The following is a 17,866-nucleotide window of genomic DNA, read 5'->3' on the forward strand; positions in this document are numbered from 1 at the left end:
TTGGTAAGGCTTATATATACCAAGAATTAGAACGACCTCTTGCGCAGATGTCAAGACGCTTGAGAAGCTGGTATACACCAATCACTGACGTGCTACTGCGTATCCACCCATCTGGAAGGGCCCCTTGTGACCACCAACCCACCCCCGCGGGGCGCACGCCCCCGCTACCTCGTGATCGCCGAAGCCATCCGGCAGACCATCACGAGTGGTCAGGTGCGTCCGGGCCAGCAGCTGCCGACGGAAAACGACCTGGCGAAGGCCTACGACGTGACCAAGCCGACCGTCCGGCAGGCCTACAAGTACCTGATCGGCAAGGGGTACGTCGTGGCCCGCCCCAGGGAGGGCTACTTTGTGCCGGCGGCCAGTGAGATGACCTGGTACATGTCCAAGCGGGACAGCCGCAAGGTCACCACCACCCGCACCGTCGATCCGTGGGTGGCCGCCGTCAGCGACGCCGGCCACAGCGCCTTCCAGACCATCACCGTGCGCACCCTGGACCCCGACAAGCTGATCATGGGGGAGAGCGTCGGCAGCATCCTGGGAGTGAGCGACGGCCAGCTGGTGGCCTGCCGCGACCGCGTGCGCTACATCAACGGCGACCCCACGGAGCTGGCGGCCACCTACTACCCCTACGACCTGGTCAAGAACACCCCGATCATGGCTCCGGCCGACATCCAGCCGGGTATCTTCCCGATCTTCTCGGAGATGGGCCACGACCAAAGCCACTTCGCCGACACCGTCCGCTCCCGCATGCCCTCCGATGAGGAGGCCGACCGGCTGCAACTGGACCCGGGCACCCCGGTGCTGGAGATGGTCCGCCGCACCTACTTCACCCCCGACGATCAGTGCCTGCTGGTGCGCCACAGCGTCTACGTCGGCGGCAACGGCACCCAGTTCGTCTGGGAAGTCGACGCATGACAGGCAAAACCCCCGCGCCGACCCGCTACAGCGTGCGCCCCGCCAGCCGCGCCGACCTGCGCACCGTCGCCGACCTGCTGGCCGCATCCGCCCGCTGGATGCACGGCCGCGGCTACGACGCCTGGCCACCCGACGGCTTCCCCGATGAGCGCATCCTGCTGGACATCGACGCCGGCACCTGCTGGATCGTCCACGACCGCCAGATGAAGCGCGACGTGGCCACCTTCGTCCTGGACTCCCGCCCCGACATGGAGTTCATCGCCGCCGGCCTGGCCCAGCCCGATATGCCGGTGACCGAAGCGCTGATCCTGCACCGGATGGCGGTGGCCCGGGACCTGGCCGGGACCGGCATCTCAACGCTGATCCTGGACTGGGCGACCGACCGCACCGCCCGCGCCTCCCGCGACTGGCTGTGGATCAACGTCGCCCGCCGGGCCCGCCCCTTGCAGGCCTGGTACGTCCTGCACGGCTTCGACTACATCACCACGGTGACCATGGACGACCCGCGCACCGGCCTGCCGCGCAAGTCCGGCACCCTGATGCGCCGCGCCGCCACCGAACAGCGGGACGTGCACCGCCAGATCCGCCTGGCGTGACCTGCGCCGAACGCAAAACAGCGGCCCCCGGGAGAAGTCTCCCGGGGGCCGCTGGGCGTTGCGCGTCACCTTCATCGACCACCGGGGTCTGGGGGGCCATCGGTAACGACGCCGGGGACCTGAGCGTCGTCGATGACGTCGCAACGCAGCCTGTTGAAGATCGAAACGGGTACCCGCTCCAGCTTGTCCACCCGCAGCCCCAGGGGGCCTTCGCGGCTGTCGACGCGGCCGTGCACGGCCAGGCGCTGGCCGTCGACCAGCAGCAGGCAGGCGGAGGGGTACAGGATCGGCGGCACGATGGCGGTCACCATCGCGTCGCTGTGCAGCAGGGTGACCGTCAGGTGGATGCCGTCGACGTCGTCACGCTCCACCGTCTTGACCACCATGCCGTGCAGGACGACCCGGGTGCCGTCGGCCAGATCACCCAGCCGGGGCTGGGCCAAGGCGATGGCGACGGGGACGGACTTGCCGCGGCCCGGGGTCTTCTCGGCGAGGAAGCCGCCGTGCCCGGAGTAGATGCCACTCATCGACGGCCGCACCTCATAGGCCTGCTCATCGCCGGCCAGGTCCTCTCCGAAGGCCCGCAGGTGCAGATCTCCGATGGCAGCCTGTGCCTGCTCCAGGGCGATCTGCCGGTTGGCGTGTTCGTCGTACAGCGCCGCGTCGATCATGTCGTGGATCGCGCGTAGCTCCGCGCCGATATCGACGCTGGGACGGTCGTTGTCGGTCATGGTCCTCTCCTGTCATCGCTCACCAGCAATGTACGTGTACTTAGCGAACGTGTCTAGATTTTCCAGGGCCCAACTTGTCTAGTCTGCTAAGTACCCGTACATTGGTTGTGAGCGAACACCACCGGGAGAACCCATGACCATCGCTGACCTGCTTCCCCCACCGCCGTCCCTGACCACCGTCCTGGTCACCGCTGCGCTGGGAGTGGCCGCCCACCAGATGCCCTGGCCCCTTCTGGCCCTTGTGGCGGCCACCGCCGCCAGCCTGGCCTGGTCGGCCTGGATCGCCCACCGGCTGCCCGCCGCCCGCCGCGACCACCACCACATCACCGACCTGGCCTTGCGGTCGGAGCAGGACACCCCCGCGGCCGTGAACTGGCCGACCGTGCGGGCCGCCCTGCACGCCCGCCACCCCAGCGCGATCATCGACTTCCGCCAGACCTGCACCGGTGAGAGCCATGACGCCTGGTGCCAGGGCACCGCCAGCACCTGGGCCGGCGGCGACCGCATCGCGGTCATCACCTGCGGCCGGGCCAGCGCCGCGGATGTGGCCTACACCCTGGCCCATGAGGTGGCACACCTGACCGGCGGCCGGTGGGTGGCCACGCTGACCGCGGGCGCGCTCTTCTCCGCAGCCGGGCCGCTGATCGGCTTCGCCACCGCCGCTGTTTTGGGCTGGCAGGCCATCGGCGCGGTCTTCTACGTGGCCTACCTGCTGTACATCGCGACCTTCTGGGCAATCGAGATCGCCTGCGACCTGACTGCGCAGCGGCAGCTGGGCCGCCCGGCCGCCACCCGCCACTGGGCCGGCATGCAGCGCGCCCAGCGCGACCAGCCGCTTCGGCAACGCATCAACGCCACCCTGTTCCTGCTGACGGAGGGCACCCACCCGCCCGACAGCCTGCGGCTGCTGGCCGCCCGCGTGGTCGGCGCCCGCTGAACCACACCGCCCCGGCCCGGCCTGTCGTATCCTGCGACGCCGGGCCTTTCCTATCCCGGAGAACCATGAAGATCCGCATTTCGCAGCGGGTGGCCATCGCCGTGCCCCCGCCCCCGCCCCTGGTGGCGTTCATCGTCATGACCGTCGCGGGCGTGTACGCCCTGGCCTCCCCCTGGCCGACCGCCACCATCGCCGCCGTCATCGCCGGCAGCCTGGCATGGTCGAAGTGGATCGCCCACCGGCTCCCTGGGGCGCGTACGTCCGCACGGAAGCTGACCCAGCTGACGCATCTGGAACCGCAAGAGCCGGATCCGTCGTGGTGGCAGGCCGCCTGCCAGAAGATCCAGGCCCGTCACCCGGGTGCGGAGGTGGTCTTGCGGCTCACCTGCACCGCCGACGGCCACGATGCGCTGTGCCGGGGCCCCGCCGCCGTCGGCGTCGCCGGTGAGCGCTTCACGGTCATGATGTGCCGCCACGCCATCCCCGACCCCAACATCATGATCTACGCCATGGGGCACGAAGTGGCCCACGTCACCGGCGGCCGGTGGACGGCCCTGTGGGCCGCGGGCATTGCCGCCCCCGTCGTCGGGCCGCTGATCGGCTTCATCGTCGCCCCGGCCACGGACTCCCTGACCGTGGCGCTGACGACGGCCTACCTGCTGTACGTGGCGACCTTCTGGGCAATTGAGATCGCCTGCGACCTGACCGCGCAGCAGCAGCTGGGCCGCCCGGCCGCCGTCCGGTACTGGGCCACGGAGATCCGGTCCGGCCGGGCCCGGCCGCTGAAGGCCAAGATGATCCGCATCCTGACGCACGTTGTCGTCGGCAGCCACCCGCCCGACTGGATGCGGCTGGCCGCCGCCTGGGTGGCTCCCGCCCGGTAGCCCCGGGGGGGCGTTTCCCGTTTTCCCCGTCGACATCAAAGCTAAGTACCTGTACGTTAGAAGTGTGGGACGGGAGAGCGACCCGCCCTGACCGACGAAGGAGAGCGCCATGCAACAGACCGAACAGATCATCGACAACGTCGCGGCCCGCACCGGCTGGAGCCGGGACGCCGTCTGCGACGCCGTCAACGTCATCCTTGAGGTGATCAGGGAGGCGGTCACGGCCGCGGTCGCCGATGGCTCCGCCGCCGGCGGGGCCGTTCACCTGGAGGGGTTCGGCACCTTCGGCGCCAGCAGCCAGGCCCGGGTCCTGGTCCGCGACGCCAGCGGCCGGCACGTCGTCGACGACCGGGGCGGCTTCGTCTACTACCCGGGGGGCGGGTACACGCCCTGGTTCAGACCCGCGCAGGAGTTCGCCGCCGCCGCCCGGCAGGCGGATCGCCCCGTCACCGCCTGACCCATCTGCGCGACGGCCCGGCCCCCGCACCGCGGGCGCCGGGCCGCTCCATGTCCGGCGACACGCCGCACTGCCTGCACCTGCGCACCCCGCAACACGTTACGCACTACGGTGCCGCATGTGATTGGTGATGAGGAACGCGCCCGCCGCGCCAACGACAAGATCAAGACGAATCTGGCGGAGAACCGGGCGCTGGCGCGTGAGCGCGATATTGAGATGGCCCGCATGCACCTGCTGGACAACCTGTCGGCCGCCGAAGTGGCCCGGCGCCTGGGGCTGAGTGACTCAGCCGTACGGCTGGCCGTGCGCCTGTACGGCGACCAGGTCCGGGCTGAGGCCGCCGTACTGCCGGTCGCCGGATAAGCGGAAAGAGATCATGATGAGCACCACCACCGAATCCGCCCCGGCCGCCCCTCCGCCGGACGCCAAGCCCGGCAAGGCGACCAGCGCGAACCTGGCCCTGTACCTGATCGACACCCCGATCGTGCTGCTGGTGCTGTTTGTCGGCGTCCTGGGCTTCATCGGCTCCTTCGACGGCATGAACCGCGCGATGATGCCCTACTTCGGCGGCCTAGCCTGGATCGTGCCCACCGGTATCGACGCCTCCATCTTGGCGTTCTCCGCCGCCGACCTGCGGCTGATCCTGCGCGGCCTGCCGGTGGCGGGCCTGCGCTACGCCGTGTGGGGCCTGTCGGCCGTCACCGTCGTGCTGAACTTCTTCGGCGCCGGAGTGATCAAGCCCGGTACGGCGGCGGCCACCGCGCAGGCCGCCACGGCCGCGGAGAACGATCTGTTCCAGCAGATCCTGGGCCAGGTCGCCCACGCCATGATGCCCATCCTGTGGATCATTGCGATTGAGGTGGGCCGCAAGGCCGTGGCCAAGGCCTACGACCTGGAGCACGACACCTACATGGAGCCCATCCCCTGGGACATGTGGCTGCGCCCGATCATGACCGCCCGCATGTGGATCCGCCGCCGCACCACCCGCATCAAGCGCGTGGAGGAACTGGTGGGCCGGGAGCAGGCACGGATGCTGGCCATCATGCGGCTGCGCCACCAGGCCCGCACCCAGGGCCTGTGGCTGGCCCGCTGGCGCTGGCGGCGCGTGGCCACCGCCGATGAGCTGTGGGCGATCCGCACCTACAACCTCAACCCCACCGGCGCGATGCGCCGTACCGCCGAAGTGGTCTCCCGCGGCATTCTGTCGGCCGACCTGGTGGCCGCCACCGCTGTCACCGCCTCCGCCGGCCCGCCCGCCCCGGCCTTGGAGCCGGCGCCCGCCGCTGTGCCCGTGCCAGCCCCGGCCGTGAACGTCACGCCGCCACCCGTGAAGGCCCCCGCCAAGACGCCCACGCCCGCACCGGCCGCGCCCGTGAACGGTCACGCCGTCGCGGCCGTGCACACGCCCGCCGCCCCGCCGCCCGGCCGCCCCGACGGCGTGGGAGAGCGCACGTGGGCCAACCTGTTCGCCAGCCCCGAAGGACAGCTGGCGTGGGAGGCCTACGTCGCCCACCGCACCGAAACCGGGGAGACGCCGGAGGTCCGCCACCTGCGTGAACGGGTCACCCTGACCAAGGACCGCACGACCGTCAGCAAGTGGATGCCCATGTTCCACGCACGCTGGGACGCCGAACACGCCGTGCACGACCAGGCCGACGGCGGCGTGCACGCGCCCGCCGGCGACACCGTGAACCCCCACGCCGACACCGGCGTGCACACCGTGCACACGGTCGTGCCCGACACGGTGGAAGACCTGGTCGGCGACGTGCACGCCGCGGGAGTCAACGGCGACCGCGCCACCGTGAACGCCGGAGCGTGAACCCGCACGCCCGCACACCCGGGTAGACAAAACGCTAAGTACATGTACGGTGGACGGGTGGGGCCCGCGCCGGGCCCCACCACCCCGTCCCCGGCCGGGAGAGCGACCCGGCCGCCAGTCATCAGGAGGGCCCCGCCATGATGGGCCGCAACCACATGTACAGCGGACTAGCCGTCGGCGTGGCCGCCGGCGTCGTCCTGGACCTGCCGGCCGCACCCCTGGCCGTCGGCGCGATCGTCTGCGCCGGGGCCGCGGTCCTGCCCGACATCGACCACCCCGACGCCACCATGGCCAAGACCTTCGGCCCCGTCACCGGCCTGCTGGCCTGGATCGTCAACCGCCTGTCCGGCGGCCACCGCAACGGCACCCACTCCGGCATCGGCATCGCCATCCTGTCGGCCGCCACCTTCGCCGTCTTCGCCCTGCACACCCGCAACCCGCTGATGCTGCTGGCCGGGCTCAGCATCACCGCAACCCTGGCCGGATCCGGCCTGCTGGCCTGGATCTTCACCCCGGCCACGCGGGGCCGCGGCCGAACCCCCAAGCGGGCCTACAAGAGCGCCTGGGGCGGCCCGGCCGCCGCGGCGTTCATGGTGGCCGCCGCGCTGGTCTTCGTCGTCGCCGCGCTGCTGTGGCCCACCCAGGTCGGCATGGGCGGCGTGGCCGTGCTGCTGGTGCTGACCATGGCCGCCGCCATCCGCACCCTGCGCATCAAGGGCTGGGTCGACGACGCGCTGCCCCTGCCCATCGCCTGGTGGGTCCTGCATGAGGGCATCGACGTCTCCGCCCTGCCGTACCTGATCGTGGCCGGCGCCGTCGTGCACGTCGCAGGCGACATGATCACCAAGGGTGGGTGCCCCTGGGGCTGGCCCTTCTCCCAGGCCAACCGCGGACCCCAGCTCATCGCCACCAACGGCATCGTGGAACGCCGGGTGATCGTGCCGATCCTGCTGACGGCCACCGTCCTGCTGCTGGCATGGGAGAGCGGAATCATCGCGAAAGCCCTGCGCACCCCTTGACCGAACGCTAAGTACCTGTACAATTTGAGGTAGAGGGCGGGAGAGCGACCCGCCCCCCGCGGCAGGAGACGACCATGGCCAGCGCGACCATCACCCGCCAGCCGGAGCACCCCGGTTACACCGCCTTGGGCGGGGTCAACACCCCCGGAGAGGACTACCTGCTGCTGGCCGACGGCCAGCCCTTCGGTGGCACCTACTGGTGCAGCAGCGGCGACATCCCCAAGGGGAGCAAGTGGGCGTCCTGGGGGCCGGCCGGATACTCCATGGGCCACCGCACCCGGACCGACGCCGAACAGGTCCAGATCGACGCCTGGACGGCGATGCACGACCTGGCCGCCTACCCCGCCCGCGGCGCCCGCATCTGCCTGACCCGCCACACTGCCGGCAACACCTGGGTCGGCACCCACACCGCCCCCGACTTCGCCGCGGCCGGGACCGTGATCGAAACGCCGCGCGACGGCTCCAACTGCCTGATCGTCAGCACCGACGTCCACGCCCCCGGCCGACAGGAGACCGACCCCGACAGCCCGGAGACGTGGTGGATCGGCGACCAGACCGTCACCGTGGCCATAGCCGGCCTCTACTGCTGGACCATCACCCCGCTGGACTGACCGATCGCCATCGGGCCCGCCGTCCGGGCGGGCCCACCCCGACGCGGGGGAGAGCGACCCCCGCCGACCATCAGGAGAAGATCATGTGCAAGTGCGCCAACGGCTCCTACACCTGCCACCTGACCCACAACACCTCCGCGCAGCGCATCATCGACGGCAACGCCACCGACGTGCCGACTTGGTCGACGCTGACCGGCGACCGCGCCGACACCGCCCGCCTGGCCAGCCCCACGATGCGGAACTGACCCCCGTCCCGCACGCGCGAACGCAAGGAGCAGGCCATGGGCCGCTACTACAACCACCGCGACCGCGTCGCCGCGTTCCAGCGCGGGGAGATCGCCCGCGAGATGGCCGCCGCCGGCCACGACGCGGCAGCCGCCGAACGCGCCGGCCGCCTGGCCGCGCTGGACGCGGCCCTGGAGATGGTGGAGTCCGGAGACTTCCCGGCCGAGACCAAGCAGCGGGCACGCCAGATCCACGACACCGACGCAGCGGAGATCCGCGCGGCCGGGCCCGTGGGATGCACCTGCCCCTACTGGCGGTGCGTGGAGTCCCGGCCCGGCCACTCCTGACCGCCTGGCCGACGGCGCCGCCCGGATGACCGGGCGGCGCCGTTTCGCGTCCAACCCTTGCCAGAATGCTAAGTACCTGTACACTGCGATGTGTGGGGACGGTAGAGCGAACCGGCCCCAAACCAGGAGGATGACCCCCATGACGCACCAGACCACCGCACCGATCGAGCACATGAGTCTCCAGCAGACCGCCCGGTCCGCCGAAAGCTTGATCCACATGCACAACGCCGGCGACCTGGCCTGGGACCCCCCGCACGCGCCCTACCAGCGCGGCGCGGTCTGGACGCGTGACCAGCAGGTCCAGTTGATCGCCAGCGGCCTGGCGGGCATCCCGATCCCCGCCATCATCATCAACCGCCGCGACTGGGCGAAGTGCGGCCCGGATGACCCCTACTACGTCGTCATCGACGGCCAGCAGCGGCTGCGCACCTTCGCCGCCTGGTACGCCGGAGAGCTGGCCGTGCCCGCCTCCTGGTGGCAGCCGGACTTCGTTGAGGGCACCCGGGAGACCGACGACGGCCCCTACGTCACGATCAGCGACCTGACGCTGGTCGGCCGCCGCTACTTCGGCCACCGGGTCATCCTGCCCGTCGCTGAGGCCAGCGTCCCCACCATCCAGGAGGAGGCGGAGATCTACCTGCGGGTCAACGGCTACGGCACCGTCCAGTCCGATGACGACCTGGACAACGCCGCCCGCATCGCGGCAGGGGAGTAGGGCGCCATGACCCCGATGCCCCCGCCGCCGCTACGGCTGGAGGCCAGCCCCTGGGTCGTCTACGTCACCCGGGAGGTCGCCGAACACGGCCTGGACATCCTGGGCGCCGACCGGCGGGCCTGGGAGGACCTGACCGAACGCTATGAGGCCGGGCAGATGAGCGAAGAGGAGTACCTGGAGGCGATCGGCCCGGAGCCCGGCTACCGGCCGATTGACATCTACGGCCCCTACACCGAACGCCAGGCCGACACCCTGGCCACCTACCTGTCGCAGCCTGAGATCAAGACCAAGTACGGGATCAGCACCGCCGTCCCCGGCGTGCTGACCCGGTTCATCGCCTGACCCTGTATCCCTTCGGGAGGTTGAACGCCATGGCCCGTCGTCCGGTCTCCGTACGCCTGTGGGAGCGGCTGCGCGCCATGGGCCTGAGTGACCGCTGCGGGGTGGCCCTTCGGCCGCTTCGCGCCCCGCTCTCCGCCCGACGCGCCGGTGCCTGGTCCTGGACCGCGGTCGACGCCGACGGCATCCCGCTCCCGCTCGGCTCCCACTGGCCGATGGCCACCATCCTGGCTGCGCCCCGCCTGGTCGTCGACGTCGACGACCGCACCGGTGACACCTCCATCGACATAGAGCTGAAGGAGAGAGCGCACGGCAGCGCCACCACGGTCTGACCGGGGATTTCCCGCCGCCTACCTCGACACCATCGCTAAGTACCTGTACATTTTGAGGTGTTGGGAGAGCGACCCGGCAGACAGGAGAGAGCACGATGACCACCGCGATCAACCCCCGCGAGATCGACGAGACGCTGGCCGCACTGGACACGGAGATGGCGCGCAACCTGCACCAGGCCGCCCGCGCCATCGACACCCTGCACAGCGCCGCCGGCGACAGGCGCCGCTACACCAGCCGCAACTGCTTCACCTGGGGCCGCGACGACGCCGACGTCATCACCGAGGTCCGCTCCCTGCTGGTCGACGCCGGCGACTACACCGTGATGGGCGGCCTGTACGGCAAGGCCGTCCGCAAGGCCATGGCCGACTACGACACCGGGACCGCGGAGGCTGCGCGCCTGGAGGCGGAGATGGCCCGGGTGGAGGCGCCCTACCACGCCGCCCCCTGGAGCCGGTTCTTCAAGCTGATGTCCACGAAGAACGCCAAGATCCACGACAGCCGGCTCTGTGGCGCCCTGCACCGCAGCGACTTCACCGACATGGGCTGGCACCCGGAGCTGTCGGGCCTGGGCAAGGATGAGGCCGTGGAGCAGCTGGGGAGCGCGCTGTGCAGCCGCTGCTTCAAGAAGGCCGCCCACGCCCGCTGACCGCCGGTCGGAGATGAAGTGGGGCCCGCCGCTGCAACAGCGGGCCCCGGTACCCTGCTTGGTCGTTCAGCACCCATCGCATGAAGGCTGTCGCTCTGCGATGCGTCCATGCTCTGCGGCCGGCCCGGTGGCCGGCAAGAGGGCCGAACGTTTCCGAACGCCGCCGGCCGTCTTCGGGTGGCCCGCCCACTCCTCCTTCTGCCCGAATCCGCCGGTAAGCCGATGCATCTTTGCACGATAGCCTTGTATCGTTCGCTAAGTACCTGTACATTGATTGGTGTAGGGGAGAGCGAACCCGACGACAGGAGAACGACATGACCGCCACCGCTGGCACCCGGGAGTACTGCCGCACCTTCAGTGCGACCACAAAGCACGTCATCAACCCCGACAAGCCCGGCAAGACCCTCTGCGGCCGCAACGTCATGTCGAAGTGCGCGGGCATCCTGCCCCACATGCGCGACATGTACTACGGCCTGCCGACCTGTGAGGGATGCGAGACGTCGGCCACCAAGCGCGGCCTGGTGGAGGGCCCGGAGATCTATCGCGAATACGCGCCGAAGATCATTCGCTACGTGGAGAGGTTCACCGGCACGGCATGCATCGTGCACGCCGACTACCCCCACGGCACCCTGTGCGGCGTCGGTATCAACGACGACAGTGAGCGCCGCGCGGACACCGGCGGCCTGCCCGTCTGCACCGACTGCCAGACCAGCGCCACCGAAGAGGGCTACTACCACGCCGATGAGCAGACCGCCGCGTCCGCGAACGACACCTGCACCGAAACGACCCACGTGACCAGCGAAAACGCTAACGATCACGACGTCCAGGGCGACGCCCCTGAGGTCGTCACATGGGCGCTGACAAGCAGCAGCGCGGACGTGCGGCACATCATCGACCCGCACATCCCCGCCCCCGCGGACGGGCACCAGCAGACCCTGTGCGGCGCCACCGGCCGCCACACCCACCCCTCCCGCACGCTCGAACCGTGGTCGCCGTGGGCGCGCACCACCGTCTGCCGCCGCTGCGACGCCACAGCCAAGACCCGCGGCATGGTCACCCAGGACCAGCTCTCCGATTGCCACCGTTGGACCATCTGCCACGGCAAGAGCGGCAACGGCCCGGCCATGTTCGTCGTCTACGCCGCATCAGAGGCGCAGGTCCGCGCCATCGTGAGCCAGGTCGCGGAGCGGGCCGGCACCGCGTGGCCCGCCTCCCTGGTGGACTGGGGCTTCACGGTCCACCGCGAGATCGGCCCGACGCTGTGCAACCACGCCAACGCCTGGTATGCGGCGCTGGAGCGGGCCGGGATGGACCGGCACACCTACGAAGCCACCCGCTCCCGGGAACAGGCCGACCGCGCCGCCGCCCTGACGGCCGCCCCGGACCCGGCCCTGATGGACGGCGACGACGCTGAGGCGGTCGTGGCCTGGGAGGTGTGGCTGGAGGTGGAGCAGGCCGACGGCAGCACCTGGCGCCGTCACCCGGGCCTGCCGCCGCTGATGTCTGCCGCCTTCGCCGCCGGATGCTCTGCGGGACGTCAGGGCGCGGCCCGGGTGCGGATCCAGGGCCAGGTCGCCACCCGCGCCGGCGAGTACAGCGCGCAGGCCGCCGTGGGGCACCTGATTTTCATGGCCTCCGACCTGCTCATCCGGGCGGGCATCACCGACACCCGCATCGTCGACATCTACGCCCGGCCCATCACCGTCCAGGAGGCCTACAAGGAGCAGGAGCAGGGCCACCCGATGCGGTTCCTGCCACTGGGCTGACCCGCCCCTGTCCGGCCGGCCGCTCCGCACCGTGCGGGGCGGCCGACGCCTTTCCCGGCCCGCCCACCTTGCCCTGAATGCTAAGTACCTGTACATTGAGAGTAGCCGATGAGCGACGGCCACAGGAGACGACCATGACCACCACGACACCCCACAACCACGACCTGCGCCCCTTCAGCCCGCTGGAGGCGCCCGGGGCGTGCCCGCGCTGCGATGAGCGGCGCGCCGAACGCTCCGCCGACGGCCTGGTTGACCACAACCACCCGCCCCTGCCGTTCGGCCGGCGCAAGCCGCGCGATGAGTGCCCGCGCTGCGACCAGCTGCACGACGGCGCCACCCCCCGCCTGTCGCACGCCCAGCGGCAGCGGCGCGAAGACGCCCGCCGCTGCGAAGAGATCCGCGCCCACGCCCCCGTGTGCAACTGCGGCCCGGTCTGCACCTTCGGGCAGTGGTGACCATGGGCCTGTTCACCAGACGCAAGGATGCGCAGGTCCTGCTGACCGAACGGCAAGCGGCCGTACAGGTCCTGCTGGCCGAATACGACCGGCTCAAGACAGAGCAGGTGGCGCGGATCGGGGTCCGCGACAACCTGATCTACTTCATGCTGGGTTCGGCCGCCACGGTGGCCGCCGGGGCCTTCGCCGGCCGCAACGCAGCCCTGGCGCTGCTGCTGCCCGTCGCTTCCATGGCGTTGGGCTGGACCTACCTGGCCAACGATCACATGATCAGCGCCATCGGCCGGCACGTCCGCCAACAGCTGTGCCCGCGCCTGCGCGACCTGGCCGGCCAGCAGCTTCCCGTCTTCGGCTGGGAACGCAACCACGCCGACGACCACCGCCGCCGCTCGCGCAAGCGACTCCAGTTCGCCGTCGACCTGCTGACCTTCGCCGGGCCCGCAGTGGCCGCCACCGTGGCCTACTGGGTCATCGGTCCGGTCACCGTCGCACTGACGGTCGTGGCCATCGCCGAACTGGTGGCCGTCGCCGTCCTGGCCGTCCAGATGGCCATCTACGCGCAGCTGCGATAGCCCGCACGCGCCACCCCCGCCCTTCTTCGACCAGAGGACCTGTGCATGTACACCGTGATCGTGGCCCGCCGCCCCGGCCCGGCCCTCATCTGCGTGACCCCGCCCATCGGGCAGGTCACCAACCCCGCCCACCTGGCCGGCCCGCGCAACTACACCCCGACCCTCTACAGCTACCGCACCTACCGGCTGCGCTTCACCGCACGGCTGTACGCCTGGTCCCAGCGGCGCCGCGGCGCGGCCACCCGCATCACCCCGGGCCCGCCCGACCCCACCCCGGAGGCCTACCCCTGGACCACACCCGCCACCTGACCCGCCCCGGGGAGGACGACCCATGTTCACCACCTGCTATGCCTGCATCGGCTCCGGCATCACGCCCGGCACCGACCAGCGCTGCACCGACTGCCGCGGCACCCGCACCCGCCTGACCCCCGGCCAGTGGGTGCGCGCCTACGACGCCACCGCCGTACCGACCGACGTGCTGCCCCTGGCCCGCCGCCGCCGCATCCGCTGGCCCTGGCTGGCCCGCAGCGGCGATGCGCTGCTGCACGGCGTCTACCTGCGGCCCGCCCCCGACGAAGCCTTCGGCGGCCCCGGCCAGGTCGACTACGCCGCGTTCTGGAACGGTGCGATGGTGTGGCAGTGGCGCGGCCCGGCCATGCCACGCCACAGCCCCAGCCCGATCACCTACTGGAACCCGCTGCACGCCCAGGGCCTGAGCCGCGGCTGGGAGATGTTGCCCGTGGCCCCCGTCAGCACCGGCGTCGACCCCGACGACTGGTCCCGCACGGCGGTGCTCAAGGGCTGGAAGCCGTATGCCTACTTCAACATCCACCGCAACGACGTGGCGACCTACCTCCGGGACGCGGCGCAGCGCGGCGTCACCGTGCAGGTCTGCTCCCGCCGCCGCCGCACCTACGCCTTCGCCGCCACCACCCGCCCCTACCACGCCCTGTGCGACCTGGATGCGCTGATCGCCGACTACGCCGACGTGCTGCCGCCGGCCTGGGCACAAGAGCAGGCCGACGCCATCAACGCCGTCCGTGACCTCAGCCCGGCCACCTTCCTGGGAGAGGACGGGTTCGAACAGCTGGAGGAGTGCGCGCCGGCCGTGGTCGCCCTGACCCTGGGCTACCCGGCGGAGGTGACCGCGGGCATGCTGCTGGCCCGCTTCGCGCGGACCCGGCCGGTGGCCGCCGAACTGGGCAGCCTGCCCAGCAGCTGGTGGCGCGGCCTGATCTGAGCTGCCGCGCGGGCAGGGCGCGACGCTACCGCCCCGCCCGCGCCACCATCACCCCTTGTCCACCCCTTGAGCCGAAGGGGCGCCGATGCGCCGCATGCCCGCCAGCCCGCCGCTGGTCTTCACCGACACCGAAACCACCGGCCTGACCCGCCCGTATCTGGAGGGCGGCCGGATCATCTGGGAGTACGCCCACATCTATCGCTACCCCAACGGGATCGAAGAGCGGGAGCAGATGTTCCTGGACCTGGACGACCTGCCGTTCGACCCGCTGGCCGATGACCTGGACCCTGAAATCCGGCGGGCGCTGGAGGTCGGCCACTTCTACGACCGCCACCCGCAGCTGGTCGGCGGCGACGCCCCCGTGGTCTCCGCCGCCCAGATGGCCAATCGGATCAGTGTCTGGTTCGCCCCCGATGCCGATATCCCCGCCTGGGACCCGGCCCGGCCCGTGCTGGTCGGCTGCGTGCCCTCCTTCGAGGACCTGGGCCTGGCCGACCTGCTGATCCGGAACCGCCACATCACCAGTGAGGCGCCCTGGCACTACCGGCTGGTGTGCGCCGAAAACCTCATGGCCGGGCGGCTGCGCGCTCCGGCCGGCTGGCGCGTGCACGACCTGGCCGCCCGCCTGGGCCTGGATGTCGGCGCCTATGCGCTGCACACCGCGATGGGGGATGCGACCTTCGCCCGGGACGCCTACGACGCCGTCATGGGCCACACCCCCGCCCGGGCCGCGTGGCTGACCATCCAGCACCTCATCGGCCGCGGACGGCCGCGTTTCGCCCGGGGCGGTGTCGTCCGGTGATAGCCGAATCGATCATCGCGCACCTGGTCGGCGACTACGTGCTCCAGTCGCACTGGATGGCCACGGAGAAGGTCCGACGGTGGTGGCCGGCCATCATCCACGGCGTGACCTACACGCTGCCGTTCCTGCTGATCACCCGATCGGTGGGGGCCCTGCTGGTGATCGGCGGCACGCACATCGTGCTGGATCACTACCGGGCGGCGAAGTACGTGATCTGGGCCAAGAATCTGATGGCGCCCCGCGCTTTCCGCACTCCCTGGGCAGAGGCGTCGGCCAACCAGGGGTTTTCGCGCCAGGCCCCGGCGGGCCTGGCGACCGCTCTGCTGTTCGTCGTCGACAACACGATGCACCTGGTCATCAACCTGGCAGCCCTGGTGTGGCTGGGATGAGGGCCCGCCGCATCGCCACCTCCGGATCGACCCGCTGGCCGACCAAACCAGGCTGGCGGGAGACCATCACCGATGCGCTGGATGATCAGCTGGCCCGTTGCCAGCCCGGCGACACGCTGATCGTCCGGCACGGCGCGGCCGATCAGGGTGTCGACCGCATCGTGGCCGGCTGGATCGCCGACCACCTGGAGCCGGCCGCCCAGCGCACCGTCCGGCTGGTCGAAGAGACCGTGCCCGCGCGGTGGGAGGAGTGCGCGCCCTCCTGCCGGCCGGAGCACCGGCGGGTCAACCGCGGTAATCGGGGGAAAGCCCCTACCTACTGCCCGTCGGCCGGACATCGCCGCAACCCGGACATCCCCGCCCACCCCGATTACCCTGTCGATCTGTTCCTGGCCTGGTGCCTGAACGACTCCTCTGGAACGAGCAAGACGATTGAGCACGCACGAAAAGCCCGCATCGCACACCGCACCTGGAACGCCTACCGGTGATGAGCGGCGCCTGCCGCCGCCGTGGGAGTTCGTGACGCTGCCGGCGGAGATGCGGCGGGCCAATGCTCACGACCTGGCGGCGCTGCTGACCACGCTGAGCACCATGGCGGAGATCCCGATGGGGATGCGTCACATCGACGCCAACCAGATCACCTCCTGGTACCGCCGCCGCCGGGTCACCGGGTTTCCCGACGCGCTGCCGGACAAGAGCACGCAGCGGGCGGTCCGGCCGGTGCGGGTCTGGGACACGATGGCTGTGGTGGTGTGGGCGGGCACCTTCCAGCCGGGCAAGCGGGGTGCGCCGGTCGGCAACACCAGTGCTCTCAAGCACGGCCGCTACGTTGGGCGGCGCGCGGCGCAGGCCTCCAGGAACCGCCCTTCTCCATTCTGATCTCGCCGAACCCCTTGCGCTGATGCTAAGTACCTGTACATAATGTGGGTGTCGGTCAGAGCGAGGTCGGCACCCGAACAGGAGAGATCAATGAGTATCGGCACCGCCGCATCCCGGATCGTCACCGCCCTGCGCGGCCTGGGCATCGCCCGCAGCGACTTCCACGCCACCACCGTCTACCGCAGCGCCACCGTCGACGGCGAACGCATCCGCGAAGCGCTGCACGCCCGCACCAGCTTCCGCACCCGCGAAGCCGCCACCGTGGCCGCGGAGCACGCCGACAAGCTGGCCGCCGACGGCTTCACCATCCGGGTGCGCACCTTCGCCTGCCGCTGCGTCTGGATGGTCTCCCTGACCACCGAATGCAACGCCGACGCCGTCGTGGAGCGGATGACCACCTCCGCTCCCGACAGCCACCAGTGCCCGACCCCCGCCCCCACCGCCTTCGACAAGGGCGACCAGGTCGACTTCGACGGCCAGCCGGTCGTTATCGTCCGCATCGACTCCACCGGCCAGCAGGCGGAGATCTACCCCGGCGACCTCTACGACGGCCGCAGCAGCCGCGGCCGGGGACACTGGGTGCACATCAGCCGCCTGGCCACCCGCAGCGACACCACCGCCTGGCGCCCCCGCCGCAGCGCCGCCCAGCAGCGCCGCCGCCCCATCCACGTGCTGGAGGTGCGCTGCCCGGACCTCCAGCGCGACGACCGGGGCCTGTGCTGCACCTGCCGCCGCTACCTGCCGGCCGGGCCGCGCCCGCATCCCCCCAACGGCAACGGCCAGTTCGGCTGGCTGGAGTTCTACGCCGACCGCAGCTTCTTCTTCGTCCCGCCCGGCCAGCAGCCGCGCTCCGTCCGCTGACCGGCGTCCGCCCGGCGCGCCGCACCACAACGTTAACTAAGTACCTGTACTTTCGATTTGTCGGGGAGAGCGACCCCGGCCACCCAAGGAGATGACCATGGCCAGCACCGTCACCGCCCGCGTCCACACCCGGCCTGAGGAGTTCGACTGCGATGAGGCGCCGCGCCGCATCCGGGGCCGCGACCGCCGACTGCCGCGTGCGGCCTTCCGCGGGCCCCGCCGCAACCGGGACGGCTGGTTCATCTCCGATTCGGTCCGCCACGACCGCTGACCCTTCCCTGCCGCACCCCCGCGCGTCTGGCACGCGCGGGGGTGCGCGCGTTTT

At 70.9% G+C, this 17,866-nt stretch carries 27 protein-coding genes; 26 read left to right on the forward strand and 1 reads right to left on the reverse strand.

Features of this window, described 5'->3' with window-relative positions:
* Positions 1-126 precede the first annotated feature (126 nt).
* Positions 127-918, forward strand: a complete 792-nt coding sequence (locus tag Psi01_RS29310; RefSeq protein ID WP_204067370.1) for a GntR family transcriptional regulator — start codon at positions 127-129, stop codon at positions 916-918.
* Positions 915-1,514 carry a GNAT family N-acetyltransferase gene (locus Psi01_RS29315; RefSeq protein ID WP_204067371.1) on the forward strand — a complete coding sequence of 200 codons (600 nt, stop codon included), beginning with the start codon at positions 915-917 and terminating at the stop codon, positions 1,512-1,514. Before Psi01_RS29310 ends, Psi01_RS29315 begins: the two co-directional genes overlap by 4 nt.
* Before the next feature lie 71 nt (positions 1,515-1,585).
* Here Psi01_RS29315 and Psi01_RS29320 read toward each other — a convergent pair whose 3' ends face one another.
* Positions 1,586-2,245 (reverse strand): hypothetical protein, encoded by a 660-nt coding sequence (locus Psi01_RS29320; protein ID WP_204067372.1) that lies wholly within the window; start codon positions 2,243-2,245, stop codon positions 1,586-1,588.
* Positions 2,246-2,378: 133 nt separating this feature from the next.
* Here Psi01_RS29320 and Psi01_RS29325 point away from each other — a divergent pair, with 133 nt between their 5' ends.
* From Psi01_RS29325 to Psi01_RS29440, 24 genes are all read left to right on the forward strand, one after another.
* A complete protein-coding gene (locus tag Psi01_RS29325; RefSeq protein WP_204067373.1) occupies positions 2,379-3,182 on the forward strand; it encodes a hypothetical protein in 804 nt (267 codons plus the stop codon).
* Between the two features lie 65 nt (positions 3,183-3,247).
* On the forward strand, positions 3,248-4,066 hold the full coding sequence (locus Psi01_RS29330) for a hypothetical protein (RefSeq protein WP_204067374.1): 819 nt from the start codon (positions 3,248-3,250) through the stop codon (positions 4,064-4,066).
* A gap of 109 nt (positions 4,067-4,175) precedes the next feature.
* A complete protein-coding gene (locus Psi01_RS29335; RefSeq protein ID WP_204067375.1) occupies positions 4,176-4,523 on the forward strand; it encodes an HU family DNA-binding protein in 348 nt (115 codons plus the stop codon).
* 120 nt (positions 4,524-4,643) lie between these two features.
* Complete coding sequence (locus tag Psi01_RS29340) at positions 4,644-4,886, forward strand: hypothetical protein (protein ID WP_204067376.1); 243 nt, start codon at positions 4,644-4,646, stop codon at positions 4,884-4,886.
* 16 nt (positions 4,887-4,902) lie between these two features.
* Positions 4,903-6,342, forward strand: a complete 1,440-nt coding sequence (locus Psi01_RS44190) for a DUF2637 domain-containing protein (RefSeq protein ID WP_204067377.1) — start codon at positions 4,903-4,905, stop codon at positions 6,340-6,342.
* A gap of 137 nt (positions 6,343-6,479) precedes the next feature.
* Positions 6,480-7,361 carry a metal-dependent hydrolase gene (locus Psi01_RS29350; RefSeq protein ID WP_204067378.1) on the forward strand — a complete coding sequence of 294 codons (882 nt, stop codon included), beginning with the start codon at positions 6,480-6,482 and terminating at the stop codon, positions 7,359-7,361.
* 74 nt (positions 7,362-7,435) lie between these two features.
* Positions 7,436-7,972 carry a hypothetical protein gene (locus Psi01_RS29355; protein WP_204067379.1) on the forward strand — a complete coding sequence of 179 codons (537 nt, stop codon included), beginning with the start codon at positions 7,436-7,438 and terminating at the stop codon, positions 7,970-7,972.
* Between the two features lie 83 nt (positions 7,973-8,055).
* Positions 8,056-8,217, forward strand: a complete 162-nt coding sequence (locus tag Psi01_RS29360; protein WP_204067380.1) for a hypothetical protein — start codon at positions 8,056-8,058, stop codon at positions 8,215-8,217.
* A 36-nt stretch (positions 8,218-8,253) separates the two neighbouring features.
* The gene (locus Psi01_RS29365) at positions 8,254-8,544 is read left to right on the forward strand and encodes a hypothetical protein (RefSeq protein ID WP_204067381.1); all 291 of its coding nucleotides are present in this window, start codon (positions 8,254-8,256) and stop codon (positions 8,542-8,544) included.
* A 139-nt stretch (positions 8,545-8,683) separates the two neighbouring features.
* Positions 8,684-9,259 (forward strand): DUF262 domain-containing protein, encoded by a 576-nt coding sequence (locus Psi01_RS29370; protein ID WP_204067382.1) that lies wholly within the window; start codon positions 8,684-8,686, stop codon positions 9,257-9,259.
* Positions 9,260-9,265: 6 nt separating this feature from the next.
* Positions 9,266-9,601 carry a hypothetical protein gene (locus Psi01_RS29375; RefSeq protein ID WP_204067383.1) on the forward strand — a complete coding sequence of 112 codons (336 nt, stop codon included), beginning with the start codon at positions 9,266-9,268 and terminating at the stop codon, positions 9,599-9,601.
* Between the two features lie 29 nt (positions 9,602-9,630).
* Complete coding sequence (locus Psi01_RS29380) at positions 9,631-9,930, forward strand: hypothetical protein (RefSeq protein WP_204067384.1); 300 nt, start codon at positions 9,631-9,633, stop codon at positions 9,928-9,930.
* Between the two features lie 95 nt (positions 9,931-10,025).
* Positions 10,026-10,577, forward strand: coding sequence for a hypothetical protein (locus Psi01_RS29385; protein ID WP_204067385.1), 552 nt, complete (start codon positions 10,026-10,028; stop codon positions 10,575-10,577).
* 314 nt (positions 10,578-10,891) lie between these two features.
* Complete coding sequence (locus Psi01_RS29390; RefSeq protein ID WP_204067386.1) at positions 10,892-12,343, forward strand: hypothetical protein; 1,452 nt, start codon at positions 10,892-10,894, stop codon at positions 12,341-12,343.
* 134 nt (positions 12,344-12,477) lie between these two features.
* Positions 12,478-12,798: a hypothetical protein gene (locus tag Psi01_RS29395; RefSeq protein WP_204067387.1), complete on the forward strand. Its 321-nt coding sequence runs from the start codon at positions 12,478-12,480 to the stop codon at positions 12,796-12,798.
* Entirely contained in the window at positions 12,792-13,370 is a 579-nt protein-coding gene (locus tag Psi01_RS29400; RefSeq protein WP_204067388.1) for a hypothetical protein, read from the forward strand. Before Psi01_RS29395 ends, Psi01_RS29400 begins: the two co-directional genes overlap by 7 nt.
* Before the next feature lie 45 nt (positions 13,371-13,415).
* Positions 13,416-13,679: a hypothetical protein gene (locus tag Psi01_RS29405; protein WP_204067389.1), complete on the forward strand. Its 264-nt coding sequence runs from the start codon at positions 13,416-13,418 to the stop codon at positions 13,677-13,679.
* A gap of 22 nt (positions 13,680-13,701) precedes the next feature.
* A complete protein-coding gene (locus Psi01_RS29410; protein WP_204067390.1) occupies positions 13,702-14,610 on the forward strand; it encodes a hypothetical protein in 909 nt (302 codons plus the stop codon).
* 85 nt (positions 14,611-14,695) lie between these two features.
* Positions 14,696-15,412 carry a hypothetical protein gene (locus Psi01_RS29415; RefSeq protein WP_204067391.1) on the forward strand — a complete coding sequence of 239 codons (717 nt, stop codon included), beginning with the start codon at positions 14,696-14,698 and terminating at the stop codon, positions 15,410-15,412.
* Positions 15,409-15,801: a DUF3307 domain-containing protein gene (locus tag Psi01_RS29420; protein WP_204067392.1), complete on the forward strand. Its 393-nt coding sequence runs from the start codon at positions 15,409-15,411 to the stop codon at positions 15,799-15,801. The genes Psi01_RS29415 and Psi01_RS29420 overlap by 4 nt, the downstream gene beginning before the upstream one ends.
* Complete coding sequence (locus Psi01_RS29425; RefSeq protein WP_204067393.1) at positions 15,798-16,289, forward strand: hypothetical protein; 492 nt, start codon at positions 15,798-15,800, stop codon at positions 16,287-16,289. Before Psi01_RS29420 ends, Psi01_RS29425 begins: the two co-directional genes overlap by 4 nt.
* A 31-nt stretch (positions 16,290-16,320) precedes the next feature.
* On the forward strand, positions 16,321-16,680 hold the full coding sequence (locus Psi01_RS29430) for a hypothetical protein (protein WP_204067394.1): 360 nt from the start codon (positions 16,321-16,323) through the stop codon (positions 16,678-16,680).
* Positions 16,681-16,770: 90 nt separating this feature from the next.
* Positions 16,771-17,541, forward strand: a complete 771-nt coding sequence (locus Psi01_RS29435) for a hypothetical protein (protein WP_204067395.1) — start codon at positions 16,771-16,773, stop codon at positions 17,539-17,541.
* 97 nt (positions 17,542-17,638) lie between these two features.
* Entirely contained in the window at positions 17,639-17,812 is a 174-nt protein-coding gene (locus Psi01_RS29440; protein WP_204067396.1) for a hypothetical protein, read from the forward strand.
* Positions 17,813-17,866 lie beyond the last annotated feature (54 nt).

The sequence above is a fragment of the Paraplanobispora siamensis genome (assembly GCF_016863175.1).
GTDB lineage: Bacteria > Actinomycetota > Actinomycetes > Streptosporangiales > Streptosporangiaceae > Planobispora > Planobispora siamensis.

Excerpts from the sequence above, each read along its gene's own strand:
- Psi01_RS29315 (WP_204067371.1), top strand. The coding sequence starts at position 915 with ATGACAGGCAAAACCCCCGCGCCGACCCGCTACAGCGTGCGCCCCGCC.
- Psi01_RS29320 (WP_204067372.1), bottom strand. The coding sequence starts at position 2,245 with ATGACCGACAACGACCGTCCCAGCGTCGATATCGGCGCGGAGCTACGC.
- Psi01_RS29325 (WP_204067373.1), top strand. The coding sequence starts at position 2,379 with ATGACCATCGCTGACCTGCTTCCCCCACCGCCGTCCCTGACCACCGTC.
- Psi01_RS29330 (WP_204067374.1), top strand. The coding sequence starts at position 3,248 with ATGAAGATCCGCATTTCGCAGCGGGTGGCCATCGCCGTGCCCCCGCCC.
- Psi01_RS29335 (WP_204067375.1), top strand. The coding sequence starts at position 4,176 with ATGCAACAGACCGAACAGATCATCGACAACGTCGCGGCCCGCACCGGC.
- Psi01_RS44190 (WP_204067377.1), top strand. The coding sequence starts at position 4,903 with ATGAGCACCACCACCGAATCCGCCCCGGCCGCCCCTCCGCCGGACGCC.
- Psi01_RS29350 (WP_204067378.1), top strand. The coding sequence starts at position 6,480 with ATGATGGGCCGCAACCACATGTACAGCGGACTAGCCGTCGGCGTGGCC.
- Psi01_RS29355 (WP_204067379.1), top strand. The coding sequence starts at position 7,436 with ATGGCCAGCGCGACCATCACCCGCCAGCCGGAGCACCCCGGTTACACC.
- Psi01_RS29360 (WP_204067380.1), top strand. The coding sequence starts at position 8,056 with ATGTGCAAGTGCGCCAACGGCTCCTACACCTGCCACCTGACCCACAAC.
- Psi01_RS29365 (WP_204067381.1), top strand. The coding sequence starts at position 8,254 with ATGGGCCGCTACTACAACCACCGCGACCGCGTCGCCGCGTTCCAGCGC.
- Psi01_RS29370 (WP_204067382.1), top strand. The coding sequence starts at position 8,684 with ATGACGCACCAGACCACCGCACCGATCGAGCACATGAGTCTCCAGCAG.
- Psi01_RS29375 (WP_204067383.1), top strand. The coding sequence starts at position 9,266 with ATGACCCCGATGCCCCCGCCGCCGCTACGGCTGGAGGCCAGCCCCTGG.
- Psi01_RS29380 (WP_204067384.1), top strand. The coding sequence starts at position 9,631 with ATGGCCCGTCGTCCGGTCTCCGTACGCCTGTGGGAGCGGCTGCGCGCC.
- Psi01_RS29385 (WP_204067385.1), top strand. The coding sequence starts at position 10,026 with ATGACCACCGCGATCAACCCCCGCGAGATCGACGAGACGCTGGCCGCA.
- Psi01_RS29390 (WP_204067386.1), top strand. The coding sequence starts at position 10,892 with ATGACCGCCACCGCTGGCACCCGGGAGTACTGCCGCACCTTCAGTGCG.
- Psi01_RS29395 (WP_204067387.1), top strand. The coding sequence starts at position 12,478 with ATGACCACCACGACACCCCACAACCACGACCTGCGCCCCTTCAGCCCG.
- Psi01_RS29405 (WP_204067389.1), top strand. The coding sequence starts at position 13,416 with ATGTACACCGTGATCGTGGCCCGCCGCCCCGGCCCGGCCCTCATCTGC.
- Psi01_RS29410 (WP_204067390.1), top strand. The coding sequence starts at position 13,702 with ATGTTCACCACCTGCTATGCCTGCATCGGCTCCGGCATCACGCCCGGC.
- Psi01_RS29415 (WP_204067391.1), top strand. The coding sequence starts at position 14,696 with ATGCGCCGCATGCCCGCCAGCCCGCCGCTGGTCTTCACCGACACCGAA.
- Psi01_RS29425 (WP_204067393.1), top strand. The coding sequence starts at position 15,798 with ATGAGGGCCCGCCGCATCGCCACCTCCGGATCGACCCGCTGGCCGACC.
- Psi01_RS29435 (WP_204067395.1), top strand. The coding sequence starts at position 16,771 with ATGAGTATCGGCACCGCCGCATCCCGGATCGTCACCGCCCTGCGCGGC.
- Psi01_RS29440 (WP_204067396.1), top strand. The coding sequence starts at position 17,639 with ATGGCCAGCACCGTCACCGCCCGCGTCCACACCCGGCCTGAGGAGTTC.